We start from the raw sequence: 15,815 nt of genomic DNA on the forward strand, positions 1-15,815 counted from the left end.
GCATCGTCGAATTCGGCCATTGCCACGAATAAGCCGCAACAAATGCCGCGCCACGCCGCAATTCCGTCGCGAGCGCGCCGAGATCGAAGCCGCATCATCCGGCATCCGAAATTGGTTATTGAGGGTATGCCAATGTTTCTGGAAGATGAGTTTATCATAGGGCGCATTCGTGCGCGCCGAATTTCCGTTTCAGTCCTTGTTGCCGTCACCGCCTTTGCCGCCTGCATCGCCGCGATACTGGGGCTTGCCTCCGCCGCCCAAGCCGGGCAGACGCCGCAGGCATCCGTCCAGCTCGCAGCGCTTGTCCGGCCGAACGACGTCAATAGCGGCTCGCTGCTCTTTCCGTCGAAGGAGCCGGGCTTTTATGTCGAAGCGCCGCGGCTGAAGACCGATGTCGCCATCGATGTCTCCGGTCCTATCGCCAGAGTGAAGGTGACGCAGCGCTTCCAAAATCCGAGCCAGGGTTGGGTCGAAGGCACCTACGTCTTCCCGCTGCCGGACAATTCTGCCGTCGACGCGCTGAAAATGCAGATCGGCGAACGCTTCATCGAAGGCCAGATCAAACCGCGACAGGAAGCCCGCGAGATCTACGAACAGGCCAAGGCCGAGGGCAAGAAGACGGCGTTGCTCGAGCAGCAGCGGCCGAACATCTTCACCAACCAGGTCGCCAATATCGGTCCCGGCGAAACCATCGTCGTCCAGATCGAATACCAGCAGACCATCCACCAGTCGGGCGGCGAGTTCTCGCTGCGCTTCCCGATGGTCGTCGCTCCGCGCTATAATCCGGCGCCGATCGTCCAGACTGTCGAGTTCAACAACGGCGCCGGTTTCGCGACGCCGCGCGACCCGGTGGAAAACCGTGACAAGATCGAAGCCCCCGTGCTCGATCCGCGTGAGAACGCCAGGATCAATCCGGTTTCGCTGACCGTCGACCTCCGGGCCGGTTTCCCGCTCGGCGATGTCAAATCGTCCTTCCACGCGGTCGATGTCAGCCAGGACGGCGACCAGGCGAGGACGATCAGCCTGAAGGCGGACACCGTTCCCGCCGATAAGGATTTCGAACTCACCTGGAAGGCCGCTCCCGGAAAGATGCCGAGCGCCGGCCTCTTCCGCGAAGTGATTGATGGTAAGACCTATCTGCTCGCCTTCGTCACCCCGCCCACGGCCCCGGATACGGCAGCGCCGCCGGCAAAACGCGAAGTGGTCTTCGTCATCGACAATTCCGGCTCCATGTCCGGCCCGTCGATCGAGCAGGCGAGGCAGAGCTTGGCGCTTGCCATCTCCAAGCTGAATCCCGACGACCGCTTCAACGTCATCCGTTTCGACGATACGATGACTGACTATTTCAAAGGCCTCGTCGCCGCGACGCCTGACAACCGCGAAAAGGCGATCGCCTATGTCAGAGGCCTGACCGCGGACGGCGGCACGGAAATGCTGCCTGCCTTGCAGGCTGCGCTGCGCAACCAGGGACCGGTCGCAACCGGAGCATTGCGTCAGGTCGTCTTCCTGACGGATGGCGCGATCGGCAACGAACGGCAGCTCTTCCAGGAAATCACCGCAAATCGCAGCGATGCCCGCGTCTTCACCGTCGGCATCGGCTCGGCGCCGAACACCTATTTCATGACCAAGGCTGCCGAAATCGGCCGTGGCACCTTCACGGCGATCGGCTCGACCGACCAGGTGGCAAGCCGCATGGGCGAGCTTTTCGCCAAGCTGCAGAACCCAGCCATGACCGATATCACTGCCACCTTCGAAGGCATCGAAGCCGAGAATATCACGCCGAACCCGATGCCGGACCTCTACAGCGGCGAGCCCGTCGTGCTGACCGCGGAGCTGCCTGAGGAGAAGCCGGCCGGCAAGCTGCAGATCATCGGCAAGACAGGCGACCAGCCTTGGCGCGTCGAGATGGATATCGCCAACGCCGCCGACGGCAGCGGCATTTCCAAGCTCTGGGCGCGCCGCAAGATCGACGATTTCGAGGCGCGCGCCTATGAGCGTCAGGATCCGGCCGCGCTCGACAAGGATATCGAGACGGTGGCGCTCGCCCACCATCTCGTCTCCCGCGTCACAAGCCTGGTTGCCGTCGATGTCACCCCGTCGCGCCCGGCCGATCAGCCGCTCGGCTCGGCCAAGCTGCCGCTCAACCTGCCGGATGGTTGGGATTTCGATAAAGTCTTCGGCGAAAACGTTGCCCCTCTTGGCGGCGCAGAACGCCATGGCTCGGCTACGCCGGCAGGAAGCGCCGGACCGGAGCAGGCTGCAGCCGAAACACAGGATCTCGCCGCATCGCCTGAGATCGCAAACATGATGGCCGCAGCCCCGACCGCCAAGGCGGCCACCATGATCGCGCAGAAGAGCTCGATCGTGAACCTGCCGCAGACGGCGACGCGTGCTGACGAGCAGATCATCCGCGGGCTGACCATGCTGCTCCTGGCGCTGACGGCGGCAAGCGGTTTGGCCGTCTGGCGGCGGCGCCTCAAGCGCATTATCGCGGTCGGAGCCAAGCGAAATGGTCTCTAGGCTCTCCGCAAGCCCGAACGAGGAAGCGGCCGAATTCGAGCCGCTTCCGACCTATCTGGAACTCGCCATGGCCGCCGCCACGGCCCAGGACATGCCGAAGCCTCGCCAGCGGAAGGGTTTCTTCCTCTGGCGTCTTTCCTCAATCGAAAAGGCAATCGCCTTTGCCATCGCCGGCCTTGCCTTTTATGGCTTGGCGCTGATCGGCGACGGTTTCCTGCTGAAGGCGAAAGCGGAGCTCTCCCAGATCCTGCTGAAACGCGCATTCGCCGCGGAGCTTCAGGGGAAAGAGACAAAACCCTGGCCCTGGGCGGATTTCACCACGGAGGCCAAGGTGCGCGCCCCGCGCCTTGGCAAGGAGGCGATCGTGCTCTCCGGCGCCTCTGGTGAGGCTCTGGCCTTCGGTCCGGCCTGGCTCGCCAACACGCCGCAGCCCGGCGAGGAAGGCACCTCCGTCATCGCCGCCCATCGCGACACGCATTTCCGCTGGCTGCAATATATAAGGCCCGGCGATACGATCGAGATCACGCGCCGCGACGGCAAACTATTGACCTTCAAGGCCGGCCAGGGCCGCATCGCCCCGTGGGATGCCAACGGCATAGATCCCTCCTCCGATGGCCACCGCCTGGTGCTGACCACCTGCTGGCCCTTCAATGCCACCGAACGCGGACCGTTGCGCTACATCCTCGAGGCAGAATTGGTCGACGACCAGGCGACGGGCTCAGTTCAACCGGTAAACACAAAGCCGTTATTGCAGGTCGAATGAGGGTTGAAGCCCTTCCCTGCCCGCTCCACTTTCAGCCTGGAGAGACGACGGGGATGCAAGATGAAGAGAATGTCCGCCTTCCATTTCGCCGCAGCGCTGGTTCTGTTCGGCACGGTGTCCGCTGATGCGGCCGACACCGTCAACACGCAGGAACTCGCCGTCCGTGTCGACAAGCTCGCCGACGGCCTCGAACATCCCTGGGCGGTCGAGGTCTTGCCCGATGACGCCTATCTCGTCACCGAGCGGCCGGGCCGCATGCGCATCGTCCGCGACGGCAAGGTCTCCGAGCCCATCGGCGGCGTGCCCAAGGTCAGTGCCCGTGGCCAGGGTGGCCTAATGGACTTGGCGCTCGCGCCGGACTTTGCGACATCTCGCAAACTCTATTTCACCGCCGCCATCGCCAACAGCCAGGGCTCCGGCACCGAAGCCTTCAGCGCCACGCTTTCCACTGACGAGAAGACACTCGACGCCGTGACGCCTATCTTCAGCATGCGGCGCTTCACGTCAGGCAATATCCAGTACGGCTCGCGTATCGCGATATCAGGTGACGGTACGCTGTTCATCAGCGTCGGTGATCGCGGCAACCGCGACCGCTCGCAGAACTGGCAAGACGATGCCGGCTCGATCATCCATATCAATGCCGATGGCAGCATTCCTGTCGACAATCCATTCAAGGACGGGGGCAAGGCGTTGCCGGAAATCTGGTCGAAAGGCCACCGCAACCCGCAGGGCATCACCTTCGACGCCAAGGATGGCAAGCTCTATACCGTCGAACACGGGGCGCGCGGCGGCGACGAGATCAACCAGCCCGAGGCCGGCAAGAATTACGGCTGGCCGATCATCACCTATGGCCGCGACTATTCGGGTGCCGAGATCGGCGAAGGCACCGCCAAGGAAGGGCTGGAACAGCCGCTGCATTACTGGGATCCTTCGATTGCGCCTGGCGCGCTCGTCGTCTATCGCGGCGCCATGTTCCCGGAATGGGACGGCAATTTCATCGTCGCGGCGCTGAAGTTCCAGCTGCTCTCGCGCATGCAGCGTGACGACGGAGGCGCCTTCGTCACCGAAGAGCGCCTGTTCGAGGGCGAATACGGCCGCGTCCGCGACGTTGTCGTTGCACCGGACGGCGCCCTGCTGATGGTGACGGACGAGGACAATGGCGCGCTGCTCAGGATCTCCCGAGCGCAAGCCCGAAACGGCTGAGACGTCACAGCAAGCCGCGCAATTCCTTGCGGATGACGAATTTCAGCCCGGACCAGATTTCGTCGATGGCGCAGACCTTGACGTCGACCAGACCGGTTGGGAGCAGAACCTCCCGCAGCACGTCCTCGGTGATATCGGTCGAAACCCGTGAACTCTTCTTCGGCCAGGAGATCCAGACCATACCGTCCGGTCTCAGGACATAAAAAAGCGCGGGCGCGATGGCCTCCAGCGCCGCACGTTCTGTCGTAAACAGATGCACGTACTCGAATGCACGCTGAGGCGTCTCGGGAAGCGCATGGACGACCGAAGCAAAACCGGCGAAACCATTGATGTCACCGATCGTTTCGGGAATGTCGAGAAGAGCGGCTGCCTGCCCCTGTGCAAGGCCGAGTTTCCTGACGAGCGGCGTGCCGGAATAGCCTCCCGTCCCAGGCGCCGCCGCACTGCCGGCCGGCTTCCGTTCTTCGCCTCGCATGTCTTCACCTCCGTCAACCGGCACGAAGTCTTCACCCTTGCCGAAAGCAAACGCAACTGCTAACCGCTCGGGCACATCTCCTTCCCATCGAGGACGACATGACGCGCGTTCAGGCGAACCTCCTCCTATTGCTTGCAGCCGCCATCTGGGGCGGCGGCTTCGTCGCACAGTCGACGGCCATGAAGGCGATCGGCCCCTTCTGGTTCATCGGTCTGCGCTTTGCCGTCGCCACCCTGGCCGTGCTGCCCTTCGTCCTTTTTGAAGCGCGCAAGGCAAAGGAGAAGACCAGCGCACGCCATGCGAAGCTCTACATCCTGATCGGCCTTGCCCTTTTCGGCGGCGCAGCCACGCAGCAAGTCGGACTGCAGACGACGACGGTGACGAATTCCAGCTTCATCACCGGCCTCTACGTCGTTTTCGTGCCTGTTATCGCCGTGTTCTTCCTGCGCCGTGCCCCGCATTGGATCATCTGGCCGGGGGCGCTGATGGCGGTCACCGGCATCTATCTCCTGTCTGGGGGCCATCTCTCGGCACTGACACCTGGCGATCTGCTGACTGTCGTCTGTGCCGTCTTCTGGGCGATTCAGATCACCCTTGCCGGCACGACCGTTTCCGAGACCGGAAGGCCGCTCGCACTCTCCGCCACGCAATTTGCCGTCACCGCAGTCTGCGCGCTGGCCGTTGCCGCAGTCGTCGAACCTGTCAGCCTTTCGGCAATACAGGCCGCGGCGCCGGAGATCCTTTATGTCGGCATCTTCTCCTCGGGCGTGGCTTTCGTGCTGCAGGTGATCGGCCAGCGCTACACGACGCCCTCGCAGGCCGCGATCTTTCTTTCTTCTGAAGCGCTCTTCGGTGCCTCGCTTGCAGCCCTGCTGCTCGGCGAAACGATGCCGGTAACAGGCTATGCAGGTTGCGCGCTAATGTTTATCGCTATGCTTGTGGTCGAACTCGTGCCGGGATTGACCCGCCGACGCCTGCCAGCCACGTGAACACGCGTCCAAATATGGGTGAGTCACTCATCCGAGAAAAAATTTATCGGATGCGGGAGACGCGTTCACGTTGCATTTTTGGGAAAATCTGCTCGGAACTTATATTGCAGACGATATAAAACGTTAATCATCCCCTATCGGCGAAGGAATTTTTCGCGTTTTTGCGCAAATTGGATATCGGCAGGGGTGTGCCCCGAACGACACGTTAAAAAACTTTTGCTTGCCAAAATCCTTTAAACGCAGCACTCTCAGCCCGTTCGGGCATTTTGCGAGCATGGGAAGTCCTTAAGTATTTGCGCGCCGGGAACGCTAATATTCCGGTCAGCCGGTTCCGAAAATGGCGGGCGAAAGTCCTGCCTGGAACAGGCCGAGGTAGAGGGGACCTTTTTCTCAAATTTCAAGAATTGCCTTCTAACACCTCCCGCAAGGAGGCAATGCTATGATGCTGCCCGTGTGGATGGCGGGCAGAGAGAAAAGGACCTTAGGCATGGCAGAGACTGGCACTGTAAAATTCTTCAATACCGACAAAGGCTTCGGCTTCATCAAGCCGGACCGGGGCGGCGCCGATATCTTCGTTCACATTTCTGCCGTTCAGGCCTCCGGCTTGGCCGGTCTGACGGAAAACCAGAAGGTAAGCTTCGACACGGAGCCGGATCGCCGCGGCAAGGGCCCGAAGGCCGTCAATCTGCAGATTGCGGGCTGAACCCTTAACAAGGCTGGCGAATTCGAGTTGAAGCCCGGCAGCAATGCCGGGTTTTGTTGTTCAGCCTTCGTTCAGCTACAAATCTGTACGACTGTGACCATCGAGAAAGGGACCGGCGTTCGGTTCCCGGGATTAGGATTTATGCTTATGAACAGGCTCGCCAAGACCCTTCTGCTGACGGCAACCGCTGCCGCACTCACGCTTTCCGCCATCGGTGAAGCGTCGGCCCGCGATCGCCACTGGCGCCATGGCAATCACGACAACAACGATGCGTGGGTCGGCGGCGCCGTCGGCCTTGCCACCGGCCTGATCGTCGGCTCTGCCATCGCCAATGCCAATAACGGTCCGGTTTACGAAGAGCGCCGCTACATCGACCCGGCCTACGAGCCGGATTACTACGAGCCCGCTCCGGTCTATCGCGCCCCGCGCCGCGTCTATGTCGATCAGCCGCAATATTACGAGCCGGTCCGCACGGCGGTGGAGCCCTGGTCGCCGCAATGGCAGCGTTACTGCTCCTACCGCTACCGCACCTTCGATCCGCGCAGCGGCACCTACATCGGCAATGACGGTCGCAGCCACTTCTGCACCGCCGGCTGATCTCTCCATAATCCGTCATGCCAAGCGCCGCTTTTCAGCGGCGCTTTTGTTTCGGCCTGCGTCAGCCGGTCAGGATTCAGATTTTAGGCCGATCGGGCCCAAAATCATCCTGATCTGGGGCATGGCGCCGGCCTCGGCATCAAAATCGGTCGAGACGCTCACGGTGCGCCACATCCGATCGGCTTCGATACGCGCCGCATCCGCCTTTTCGACATTGTGGACCGCATCGCTGCCGAGCAGCAGCCGCAACGGCGGCTCGTCGAGACCGGCGATATGGATGACGACCGCCGCTGCTTTGGCAGGATCGCCGGGCTGGCGACCATCATATTCACGCTGGAAGCGCACCGTGGCGCCGACCGTCTCCGCATAGTCCTGCCGCCCTTCGGCAAGCACCGTCGAGGAGCCGGCGAAATCGGTCCTGAAGCCGCCGGGCTCGACTACCGTCACCCTGATGCCGAACGGCGCGACCTCCTTCGACAGCACCTCGGAAAAGCCCTCGACCCCGAATTTCGCCGCCGAATAGGCGCCGCGCCCGGCAGGGCCGATCCGGCCGCCGACGGATGAGAACTGGATGATGTGCCCCGCCCCCTGCCCGCGCATCAGGGCGATGACTGCCTTGGTCATGATGATCGTGCCGAAGAGGTTGGTCTCGATCTGGGCTCGGAAATCGGCAAGGCTGGTATCCTCGATCGAGCCGACATTGCCGTAGCCGGCATTGTTGACAAGCACGTCGATGCGCCCGAACCGCTTCACACCAGCCTTGACTGCCGCCGCTGCCGCCGCCTCGTCGGTCACGTCAAGCGCCAGCGTCAGCACCTGATCGCCATACCGTTCGGAAAGATCGGCAAGCTGGCCGGGATCGCGCGCCGTCGCCACCAGATTGTCGCCGGCGGCCAATACCGCCTCCGCCAGCGCCCGGCCGAGACCGCGCGAACTCCCTGTAATCAACCAGACTCTGAACATCGGAAACCCTCCTTCTTTGGTTCCCGGCTCATGTATGGTCTACTGTATCCAATCGAAAGAAGGTACCCAGACGATCTATACACACCTTGAGGTAACTGACGTGAGCAGCGACATGTTCGATTTCTGCAGCAGCATGACGGAGGAACAGGATGGGCGGGCCCGTGAACTGATCGAACGGGCGGCGGCGAAATGGCCGCTGCGCATCCTGCATGTGCTCTCCGATGCCGGCGCTCCCCTGCGCTTCTCGCGCCTTATGGAGAGGGTCGAGGGCATCAGCCAGAAAGTGCTGACGCAGACATTGCGCACCCTCGAAAGGGATGGCCTCGTCATCCGCACGCTTTATCCCCAAGTGCCGCCGCGCGTCGAATATGAGTTGACGCCGCTCGGACACGACCTCCTCATGCAGGTCGTATCGCTCTGGCGCTGGATCGTCGAACACCTCGACGATTTCGATGCACGCAAAGCCGTGAAGCTGACAGCCGCCCGTGGCTAAGCCGGGATGCGGATCGTTGCCCTCAGTCCGCCGAGCGGGCTGTCACTGAGCGTGACGTTACCGCCGTGGCTGCGGGCGATGTCGCGGGCGATCGCCAGGCCGAGCCCGGTGCCTGATGCATCGAGATTGCGCGCCGTATCCAACCGGAAGAACGGCTTGAACACGTCCTCACGGTTCTTTTCGGGAATGCCAGGCCCGTCATCGTCGAAGATGACGGTCAGCCATTTGGCATTGTGCTTGGCCTCGATGTCGAGCCTATCGGCATACCGGCGCGCATTCGAGGCAAGGTTGGTGACGAGACGCATGAAGGCGTTCGGCCTGACGGAAATATCGTCATCGCCTTCGATCGAATAGCTGAATTTTTTACCGTGCAGGGCGAAATCGGATTCCAGCTTCGCGAAGATCTCACTGAGTCTCAGCTCGCCGACATCCTCTTCGACCTCGCCGCGTGCAAAGGCCATATAGGCCTCCAGCATGGTCTGCATGTCGTTGACGTCGTCGTTGAGGCCATGCAGGTCGGGATTGTCGCCGGCCAGCGCCAGCTGCAGCTTGAAGCGGGTGAGGATGGTGCGCAGATCATGACTGACGCCGGAGAGCATCGCGGTGCGCTGCTCGATCTGTCGTTCGATTCGCTCGCGCATCAGAATGAAGGCAAGGCCGGCGCGCCTGACCTCGTCAGCACCCCGCGGATAGAAATTATCGGGCTTCTGCCCCTTGCCGAAGCTTTCGGCCGCGCGTGCCAAGGTCAGGATCGGCCGGATCTGCCCGCGCAGGAAGAGGATCGAGATGCCGATCAGGACCAGCGAGGTGCCGACCATCCAGACGATGAAGATATGTGTGTTCGAGGCATAGGTCTGGCTGCGCTTGGTCAGCACCCGCAGGATCTTGTTGTCGAGTTTGATGCGGATCTCGACGAGGTTCGAATTGCCGACCGTGTCGATCCAGAAAGGCCGATGGATCTCGTCGGTGATCTCGTCGCTGAGGATGCCGTCGAGGATCGAGAAGAACGGCTTGACGCGCGGTGGCGGCAGATCGCCGTCCGGCTCGATCGAGATCTGCAGGCTGAGCTGGTCGCGGGCGATGCGGATGATCTCGCTATAGTCCGAATTCTGCGGATAGGTCTCGATGATCTCGATGATCGCGGCGATGTCACGGGTAACCGCAAGCGACAGCCGCTCCGTTACCATCTGCCAGTGGCGCTCCATGAAAACGGCGGCGACGACGGATTGCAAGAGCACCATCGGAATGATGATGATCAGCAGCGAGCGCGCGTAAAGGCCGGTCGGCAACCGCCGGCGCAGCCAGCGGACGATCGAGCGCCAGCCCGGCGCAGAAGTGCGGTCTTCCCGCCGCAAGCTGTCGATGGTCACCATCAGCGCCGGTCCCGAACCTTGAGTTTAGTCGATGCTCAGCCTGTATCCGATGCCGCGCACGGTCTGCAGCCAGACGGGATTGGCGGGATCGTCCTCGATCTTACGCCTCAGCCGGTTGATCTGCACGTCGATCGTCCGCTCGCCGACTTCGGTATCGTTGCCGATCAGTTCATGGCGGGGGATCGTATCGCCGGCGCGCCGCGCAAAGAGCAGCATGATCTCCTGCTCGCGGTCGGTGAGCCGGATCACCTCGCTGGCTTTCTTCAGCTCCTTGCGGGTCAGCGAGAAGGTGTAGGGGCCGAACATCACTTGTTCGATCTTCGGTCCCTCGCCGCCGGCGTTGCGGCGCAGGATGTTGTTGATGCGCAGCACCAGTTCGCGCGGGTCGAAGGGCTTGGAAAGATAGTCGTCGGCGCCCGCCTCGAGGCCTTCGATGCGGTTGCCCGATTCTGCCAGCGCCGTCAGCATGATGATCGGGACGTTCTTGATGGCGCGAAGCCCGCGGGTAACCTCGATGCCGGATTCACCGGGCATCATCACATCCATGATGATCAGGTCGAAGTCGAGACCCGCAAGCTTGCGCTGCGCCTCGGCGCCGTCGGCGGCGACGGTGACGCGGAAGCCGTTTTCGGCGAGATAGCGATTGAGCAGCGCACGGATGCGGGAGTCGTCATCGACCACCAGCAAGTGCGCCGCATCGTCGGAAATATCTGTCTTGACCGCCATTCAATCCGCCTTCTGTCTGTCCCGCATGCCGCTGAGGAAAGCTTTTACGCCCTCCCGCACCTCCGCAGAAGCCCCTTCGAATGCCCGCTCAATGCGGCGCGATTGCGGCTCGGCAAGGGCAAGCGCCAGCTCTCGCCCCGATTTCGTCGGATAGAGCTTGCGCTGCCGCCGGTCTTCAGGACCTGCCACCTGGCGAATATAGCCTGAGTCGATCAGCTGTTTCAGCACCCTTGCAAGGCTCTGCTTGGTGATCTTCAGCGTTTCGAGAAGATCGGCTACCGTCATGCCGGGATTGCGGTTGACGAAATGCACGACGCGGTGATGCGCCCGGCCGAAGCCGCTCTTTTCGAGGATAGCGTCAGGATCGGAAACGAAGTCGCGATAGGCGAAGAAGAACAGCTCGATGATCTCGAAATCGATGATATCAGTATCTTCCATCGGCGTGGCTAGCGGCTCTGGCTTGCCTGCTTTCGGGCCGGTCTGTCGTGACACTCGGCATTTCCTTTCTTTTCCGCGCGCTGCCGGAAGCTTTCGCGAAGATATGTCAGCTTTATTGACATAAATTTGCGTCGCTATTAGCTTCCGCGAACTCTGCGGGAGCCCCGCACGGCCTCTCATTTCCCTGGCATTTCCCCAGAAAACAAGGCCCGTCCGGCACTCCGACGCACTACGCGATTTCCCCTTGCGTCTGTGGATAAAACGTAATGGGGACAACAATCAACAGGCATGGCGCGTGAAGCGCCGGAGGGGGTTAGGGATGGTCGCCTGGAAAGGCGCCAAGATCCACGTGCTGACCCACGGCCTGCATATGCAAACGCCGTCTTCGAAGGCGAGCGCGCTCATCGACGATCTCGAAACACTGATGAACGACGACATGAAGGAAGTCTATCCGGCGGCGATCGCCGCCGGATAAGGCCCTCACGCAATCGGCCCGGCCACTGCATAATTCCTAAAATCGGAATCGATTTAAGGATGCAACAGTTCAAAGTGCTACCGCGTCCGTTGCGGCTCTCGAAAAGACGCGCGGCGCTGTAGATACAGACCCGTCGGGCCTTTTATCTATGCGCCCGTGCCATGACCAGTCCGGCGAGCGTCGAGAGAATGCCGCCGCCGATCAGACCGCCGATGCCGTCGGCGATCAGGCCGGTCATAGCCGCTTCCCCGCCGACCATGCTGAGCAGCATGCCGCCGGCAACGCCGCCGATCGCACCGGCGATCGTACGGGCGACGACGTTGATCGCCTGCTGTTTCAAAGCGGCGCTCGCGGCGTTGCCGCCGATTGCACCGGCAATCAATTGTGTGATGAGCGGAAGTAGCGCTTCCATGATTTCCTCCTCTGGCGATCTCCCCGATCGCCGATCCATGCCGAACCTTCGACATATTAGTATATTATCATATTTTGGAGGAAAGCGTTAAGAAATATCAACCGATGCGGGATTAAGGCAGGGAGAAGCGCCCCGGAACGAGGCGGTCCGACGTCCGCCTCGCCTCAGTTTCTGTCGATCACGTCATTGATAGACGTAGACGATCCGGCGTGTACCGGGATCGACCAGCACCGGCCGATCGTTAATCCTCGTATAGCGGTACTCGTAGTCGGGAATCGTCTGGAAGGTGACGTCTGCAGGCACTTCAGCGCCGACGACGACATCGCCGCCAAGCTGCACCGCCTGGCCCGGATTGGTGTCGATATAGGTGCGGACCGTCTCCGGCGGGGTGATGGTCTCGACCGCTCCGACAGGGCCGAGCAACTCGTCGCCCGGCGCCGGTTGTGGCTCGGCCGGAACGACACTCGCGGTCGACTCGTAAGTCACGCTGGGAACGCCGATCTCGGCGCGGTGCTGTTCGACGATGACAGAGCTGCCGCCATGATCGACCTGCAGATAATCCGCATAGACCCAGCCGCGCATGCCGTTGACGTCGACGCGGCACCAGCGGCTGCCTTCGATGCAGCCGTCGAGCACCGCGGTCGAGCCGCGGGTAGCAAGGCCGACCGAGGGATATTGTGGGCCGGGGCCAGCACGGACGTTGAGATCGTTGACCGTTGTCGCCATCATCTCCGCCTGCGCAAGACCGCCGCTCGCCAGGAGCACGGCTCCAGCCAACAGAATATTTCTCTTCAAGGTCATATGAGCGTCTCCTTGGTTTCGATGGGCTGACAACGCGCGGGGTTCCACGATGTTCCCCGGCACTCCGCCCAGCGAAAAGCCGCTTGTGGGAGATTTCATCCAAGTACCTTGAAGAATTGAACAAAATTCAATTTTTCCGCTCTACGGCAATGGCGAAGAGAGGCATAAACTCTTGTTTCAGTCCGTCTTTTTGCCGTGAGGCAGGCCGCAATGGCGGAAGATTCCGGCTGTCCTTGCCGTGGTTTCGGACTATACCCGAAGCAACAGAGACACGAAGCGAGGCACATATGGGCATGCTCCAGGCCGGCATCATTCCGGTGACACCCTTCCAGCAGAACTGCACGATCTTCTTCGATCCCGATACCAAGGAAGGCGTCGTCGTCGATCCCGGCGGCGACGTGCCGCTCATCCTGCAGGCGATTACCCAGAACGGCCTGACCATCAAGGAAATCTGGCTGACACACGGCCATCTCGACCATGCCGGCGGCGCCAGCGAGCTGAAGGAGGCCCTCGGCATCGACGTGGTCGGCCCGCATCAGGACGATCTGCCGCTGTTGCAACGGATCGAAACGCAGGCTGAAAAATACGGCATATCAGGATTGCGCGACGTCGTACCCGACCGCTGGCTGAAGGACGGCGACAAGATCTCTTTCGGCGCCCATGAATTCGAAGTCTATCACACGCCCGGTCATGCCCCCGGCCACGTCATCTATTTCAACCGTGCGCAGAATTTCGCTCATCTCGGCGATGTGCTTTTCAACGGCTCGATCGGCCGCACCGACCTGCCCGGCGGCAATCATCAGCAGCTTCTCGATTCGATCCGCGACAAGGTATTGCCGCTCGGCGACGACGTCGGCTTCATCTGCGGCCACGGCCCCGGCAGCCGCATCGGCGACGAGCGGCGAAGCAATCCCTTTCTCAAGGAAATCTGAAGACGTGACAGGCGGGCGGCCAAGCTGCCCCGCCCGCTCACATCATCTTTCGGCCGTTCGGCACCGGCTGTTCGACCGCAGCAAGCACGATCGCGCCATTCTCGTCCTCGAAACCCAGCGTCAGCACTTCCGAGCGGAACGGCCCGATCTGGCGCGGCGGGAAATTGACGACGCCGAGCACCTGCCGGCCGATCAGGTTTTCCGGCGTATAATGCACGGTGATCTGCGCTGAGGACTTTTTGATGCCGATGTCAGGACCGAAATCGATCAGGAGTTTGAACGCCGGCTTGCGCGCCTCCGGAAAGGGACTGGCTTCAATGATCGTGCCGACGCGGATATCGACACGCTCGAAATCGGCGTAGGTGATCTCTTCGGCCATATGGTCTCCGTCAGCCAGCCAGTTCCTCGGCCCGCTTGCGCGCCGCAGCAAGGGCTGCGTCGAACAAGGGCTGCATGCCGTCTTCGGCCATCAGCACGGCGAGCGCCGCCGCCGTGGTGCCGCCGGGAGAGGTCACATTCTCCCGCAGCCGCGAAGCGTCGTCGGGGGACTGGTGCATGAGTTCACCAGCCCCCGCGACTGTTTCCCGCGCAAGACGCATGGCGAGGTCCGCCTGCAGGCCGAGTTTACGGCCTGCCTCCGCCATACATTCGACGAGATAGAATACATAGGCCGGACCGCTGCCCGAAAGCGCCGTCACGGCATCGATATCGGCTTCCGCCGGCACCCATTCGACCGGCCCCGAGACGCGCAGAAGGGAATGGACGCGTTCGCGCTGCGGATCGCTGACCCCTGAATTCGCAAAAGCGCCGGTGACACCGCGCCCGACCATGGCTGGCGTGTTCGGCATGGCCCGCACCATGGCGGCCTTGCCGAGATGTTTCTCGAGGAAACCGAGCGTCTTTCCGGCCGCGACCGAGACGACGACCGTGTCCGGCCCGACGGCGCTCTTCACCGCCGGCAGCACCGTTTCCATCACCTGCGGCTTGACCGCCAGGAACAGCACGCTTGCCTTCAAATCCTTAGGAAGCGCGGTCAGATGGGTGGCGCCGGCCTCGTTGATCGTCGAAAGCATCGCCGGCGACGGGCCTGGATCGACAACGATGACGGCCGAGCCCGGAACGCCGCTTTTCAGCCAGCCGGAGAGCATCGCCCCGCCCATGTTTCCGGCACCGATCAGAACGACGGGATGTGTCGAGGAGAAAGCCTTCGTCGGCATCTTATGCCTCGCCGACCGTTTCAAACAGCACGGCTTCCATCGCCTTCGTCGCTTCCATGCCGGACCAGACAACGAACTGGAATGCCTGAAAATAGGCTTCGCAGGTGTCGAGCGCGCTGGAAAGCAGCACCTCCACCTGGCGATTGGTGGGCTCCGCGCCGCCGGCAAGCAGCAGCGATTGGCGGAAAATGACGACATCTTCCTGGCGCCAGAGGTCGAAATGACCCATCAGCACCTGCCCGTTGATCGCCGAGAGCAGCTTGACCACCTCGTTGACCCTGATGTCGGGAACTTTGATATCGAAGGCGCAGCCAAGATGCAGCGCCTCGAATTCCTCCATCCAGGAGAAGGAGACGTGGTAGTCCGTCCAGCGCCCCTCGACCGTCATCGCGATCTCGTCCTCGCCGGACCGTTCGAACGACCAGTCGTTGTTGGAGGCAACGTACTCGATCATATCGACCGGGTTCGACTGACGCTCGACTTCCAATTCTATCAGGTTCATGCAGCACCTTCTTGACCGGAACGAATGCGACCTAACTTGGTGTACGAACACAAGAAAGACACACGCAAAATACCGGAACCACCACTCGGATGATCGTTGAACCGCTGCCAGACTTAACGCAGATAACCTGCCCGGAGCTTACCAAGTCGCTTCGAATCATCATTTAAAATCAGTGTATAGCGCCCCCTGGCCCCTGCCAGCCCCCTGAAGGGAAAATAGGACCGGCCACTGTG

General features: G+C 61.6%; 19 protein-coding genes. 9 read left to right on the forward strand and 10 right to left on the reverse strand.

Annotation, left to right across the window (positions count from 1 at the left end; genetic code table 11):
* The first annotated feature begins 132 nt into the window (after positions 1-132).
* The 3 genes from RL_RS17740 to RL_RS17750 are packed head-to-tail and all read left to right on the forward strand — an operon-like array spanning position 133 to position 4,486.
* Entirely contained in the window at positions 133-2,520 is a 2,388-nt protein-coding gene (locus RL_RS17740; protein WP_041936406.1) for a marine proteobacterial sortase target protein, read from the forward strand.
* Positions 2,510-3,283, forward strand: a complete 774-nt coding sequence (locus RL_RS17745) for a class GN sortase (RefSeq protein WP_041936407.1) — start codon at positions 2,510-2,512, stop codon at positions 3,281-3,283. Before RL_RS17740 ends, RL_RS17745 begins: the two co-directional genes overlap by 11 nt.
* A gap of 60 nt (positions 3,284-3,343) precedes the next feature.
* On the forward strand, positions 3,344-4,486 hold the full coding sequence (locus tag RL_RS17750; protein WP_011652926.1) for a PQQ-dependent sugar dehydrogenase: 1,143 nt from the start codon (positions 3,344-3,346) through the stop codon (positions 4,484-4,486).
* Between the two features lie 4 nt (positions 4,487-4,490).
* Here RL_RS17750 and RL_RS17755 read toward each other — a convergent pair whose 3' ends face one another.
* Positions 4,491-4,961, reverse strand: a complete 471-nt coding sequence (locus RL_RS17755; protein ID WP_011652927.1) for a hypothetical protein — start codon at positions 4,959-4,961, stop codon at positions 4,491-4,493.
* A 98-nt stretch (positions 4,962-5,059) separates the two neighbouring features.
* Between RL_RS17755 and RL_RS17760 the strand changes: the two genes are divergently transcribed.
* The 3 genes from RL_RS17760 (at position 5,060) to RL_RS17770 (ending at position 7,250) form a co-directional block, all read left to right on the forward strand.
* Positions 5,060-5,950 (forward strand): DMT family transporter, encoded by an 891-nt coding sequence (locus tag RL_RS17760; RefSeq protein WP_011652928.1) that lies wholly within the window; start codon positions 5,060-5,062, stop codon positions 5,948-5,950.
* Positions 5,951-6,437: 487 nt separating this feature from the next.
* A complete protein-coding gene (locus tag RL_RS17765) occupies positions 6,438-6,653 on the forward strand; it encodes a cold-shock protein (protein WP_003561293.1) in 216 nt (71 codons plus the stop codon).
* A 141-nt stretch (positions 6,654-6,794) separates the two neighbouring features.
* Complete coding sequence (locus RL_RS17770; protein ID WP_011652929.1) at positions 6,795-7,250, forward strand: BA14K family protein; 456 nt, start codon at positions 6,795-6,797, stop codon at positions 7,248-7,250.
* Positions 7,251-7,319: 69 nt separating this feature from the next.
* Here RL_RS17770 and RL_RS17775 read toward each other — a convergent pair whose 3' ends face one another.
* Positions 7,320-8,213, reverse strand: coding sequence for an oxidoreductase (locus RL_RS17775; RefSeq protein ID WP_011652930.1), 894 nt, complete (start codon positions 8,211-8,213; stop codon positions 7,320-7,322).
* 34 nt (positions 8,214-8,247) lie between these two features.
* Here RL_RS17775 and RL_RS17780 point away from each other — a divergent pair, with 34 nt between their 5' ends.
* Entirely contained in the window at positions 8,248-8,706 is a 459-nt protein-coding gene (locus RL_RS17780; protein ID WP_041936408.1) for a winged helix-turn-helix transcriptional regulator, read from the forward strand.
* Here RL_RS17780 and RL_RS17785 read toward each other — a convergent pair.
* From RL_RS17785 to RL_RS17795, 3 genes are read right to left on the reverse strand one after another with little or no spacing between them, the layout of a single operon-like run.
* Complete coding sequence (locus tag RL_RS17785) at positions 8,703-10,079, reverse strand: ATP-binding protein (protein ID WP_011652932.1); 1,377 nt, start codon at positions 10,077-10,079, stop codon at positions 8,703-8,705. The genes RL_RS17780 and RL_RS17785 overlap by 4 nt on opposite strands.
* Before the next feature lie 24 nt (positions 10,080-10,103).
* Positions 10,104-10,805 (reverse strand): response regulator, encoded by a 702-nt coding sequence (locus RL_RS17790; protein WP_011652933.1) that lies wholly within the window; start codon positions 10,803-10,805, stop codon positions 10,104-10,106.
* Positions 10,806-11,297 carry a MarR family winged helix-turn-helix transcriptional regulator gene (locus RL_RS17795; RefSeq protein WP_017989072.1) on the reverse strand — a complete coding sequence of 164 codons (492 nt, stop codon included), beginning with the start codon at positions 11,295-11,297 and terminating at the stop codon, positions 10,806-10,808.
* A 265-nt stretch (positions 11,298-11,562) separates the two neighbouring features.
* On the opposite strand from RL_RS17795, the gene RL_RS39865 reads away from it, so the two are divergent.
* Positions 11,563-11,718, forward strand: a complete 156-nt coding sequence (locus RL_RS39865; RefSeq protein ID WP_157865215.1) for a hypothetical protein — start codon at positions 11,563-11,565, stop codon at positions 11,716-11,718.
* Positions 11,719-11,860: 142 nt separating this feature from the next.
* Here RL_RS39865 and RL_RS17800 read toward each other — a convergent pair whose 3' ends face one another.
* Together RL_RS17800 and RL_RS17805 are read right to left on the reverse strand one after the other, a co-directional pair.
* Complete coding sequence (locus RL_RS17800) at positions 11,861-12,130, reverse strand: hypothetical protein (RefSeq protein WP_003541697.1); 270 nt, start codon at positions 12,128-12,130, stop codon at positions 11,861-11,863.
* 183 nt (positions 12,131-12,313) lie between these two features.
* The gene (locus RL_RS17805) at positions 12,314-12,931 is read right to left on the reverse strand and encodes a DUF1236 domain-containing protein (protein WP_026159967.1); all 618 of its coding nucleotides are present in this window, start codon (positions 12,929-12,931) and stop codon (positions 12,314-12,316) included.
* 287 nt (positions 12,932-13,218) lie between these two features.
* On the opposite strand from RL_RS17805, the gene RL_RS17810 reads away from it, so the two are divergent.
* Positions 13,219-13,863, forward strand: a complete 645-nt coding sequence (locus RL_RS17810; protein WP_011652936.1) for an MBL fold metallo-hydrolase — start codon at positions 13,219-13,221, stop codon at positions 13,861-13,863.
* Positions 13,864-13,900: 37 nt separating this feature from the next.
* Here the strand turns inward: RL_RS17810 and RL_RS17815 are convergent, their stop codons facing one another.
* The 3 genes from RL_RS17815 to RL_RS17825 are packed head-to-tail and all read right to left on the reverse strand — an operon-like array spanning position 13,901 to position 15,582.
* The gene (locus RL_RS17815) at positions 13,901-14,242 is read right to left on the reverse strand and encodes a tRNA-binding protein (RefSeq protein WP_011652937.1); all 342 of its coding nucleotides are present in this window, start codon (positions 14,240-14,242) and stop codon (positions 13,901-13,903) included.
* A 10-nt stretch (positions 14,243-14,252) separates the two neighbouring features.
* The gene (proC, locus tag RL_RS17820; RefSeq protein WP_011652938.1) at positions 14,253-15,080 is read right to left on the reverse strand and encodes a pyrroline-5-carboxylate reductase; all 828 of its coding nucleotides are present in this window, start codon (positions 15,078-15,080) and stop codon (positions 14,253-14,255) included.
* A gap of 1 nt (position 15,081) precedes the next feature.
* Positions 15,082-15,582, reverse strand: coding sequence for a YbjN domain-containing protein (locus RL_RS17825; RefSeq protein WP_011652939.1), 501 nt, complete (start codon positions 15,580-15,582; stop codon positions 15,082-15,084).
* Positions 15,583-15,815: the final 233 nt, after the last annotated feature.

Source organism: Rhizobium johnstonii 3841 (genome assembly GCF_000009265.1).
GTDB lineage: Bacteria > Pseudomonadota > Alphaproteobacteria > Rhizobiales > Rhizobiaceae > Rhizobium > Rhizobium acaciae.

Bases quoted from the DNA above. Each gene is read 5' to 3' on its own strand.
- RL_RS17800 (WP_003541697.1), bottom strand. From the start codon at position 12,130: ATGGAAGCGCTACTTCCGCTCATCACACAATTGATTGCCGGTGCAATC.
- RL_RS17740 (WP_041936406.1), top strand. From the start codon at position 133: ATGTTTCTGGAAGATGAGTTTATCATAGGGCGCATTCGTGCGCGCCGA.
- RL_RS17770 (WP_011652929.1), top strand. From the start codon at position 6,795: ATGCTTATGAACAGGCTCGCCAAGACCCTTCTGCTGACGGCAACCGCT.
- RL_RS17780 (WP_041936408.1), top strand. From the start codon at position 8,248: ATGGTCTACTGTATCCAATCGAAAGAAGGTACCCAGACGATCTATACA.
- RL_RS17775 (WP_011652930.1), bottom strand. From the start codon at position 8,213: ATGTTCAGAGTCTGGTTGATTACAGGGAGTTCGCGCGGTCTCGGCCGG.
- RL_RS17760 (WP_011652928.1), top strand. From the start codon at position 5,060: ATGACGCGCGTTCAGGCGAACCTCCTCCTATTGCTTGCAGCCGCCATC.
- RL_RS17755 (WP_011652927.1), bottom strand. From the start codon at position 4,961: ATGCGAGGCGAAGAACGGAAGCCGGCCGGCAGTGCGGCGGCGCCTGGG.
- RL_RS39865 (WP_157865215.1), top strand. From the start codon at position 11,563: ATGGTCGCCTGGAAAGGCGCCAAGATCCACGTGCTGACCCACGGCCTG.
- RL_RS17825 (WP_011652939.1), bottom strand. From the start codon at position 15,582: ATGAACCTGATAGAATTGGAAGTCGAGCGTCAGTCGAACCCGGTCGAT.
- RL_RS17810 (WP_011652936.1), top strand. From the start codon at position 13,219: ATGGGCATGCTCCAGGCCGGCATCATTCCGGTGACACCCTTCCAGCAG.
- RL_RS17785 (WP_011652932.1), bottom strand. From the start codon at position 10,079: ATGGTGACCATCGACAGCTTGCGGCGGGAAGACCGCACTTCTGCGCCG.
- RL_RS17815 (WP_011652937.1), bottom strand. From the start codon at position 14,242: ATGGCCGAAGAGATCACCTACGCCGATTTCGAGCGTGTCGATATCCGC.
- proC (WP_011652938.1), bottom strand. From the start codon at position 15,080: ATGCCGACGAAGGCTTTCTCCTCGACACATCCCGTCGTTCTGATCGGT.
- RL_RS17765 (WP_003561293.1), top strand. From the start codon at position 6,438: ATGGCAGAGACTGGCACTGTAAAATTCTTCAATACCGACAAAGGCTTC.
- RL_RS17745 (WP_041936407.1), top strand. From the start codon at position 2,510: ATGGTCTCTAGGCTCTCCGCAAGCCCGAACGAGGAAGCGGCCGAATTC.
- RL_RS17790 (WP_011652933.1), bottom strand. From the start codon at position 10,805: ATGGCGGTCAAGACAGATATTTCCGACGATGCGGCGCACTTGCTGGTG.
- RL_RS17750 (WP_011652926.1), top strand. From the start codon at position 3,344: ATGAAGAGAATGTCCGCCTTCCATTTCGCCGCAGCGCTGGTTCTGTTC.
- RL_RS17805 (WP_026159967.1), bottom strand. From the start codon at position 12,931: ATGACCTTGAAGAGAAATATTCTGTTGGCTGGAGCCGTGCTCCTGGCG.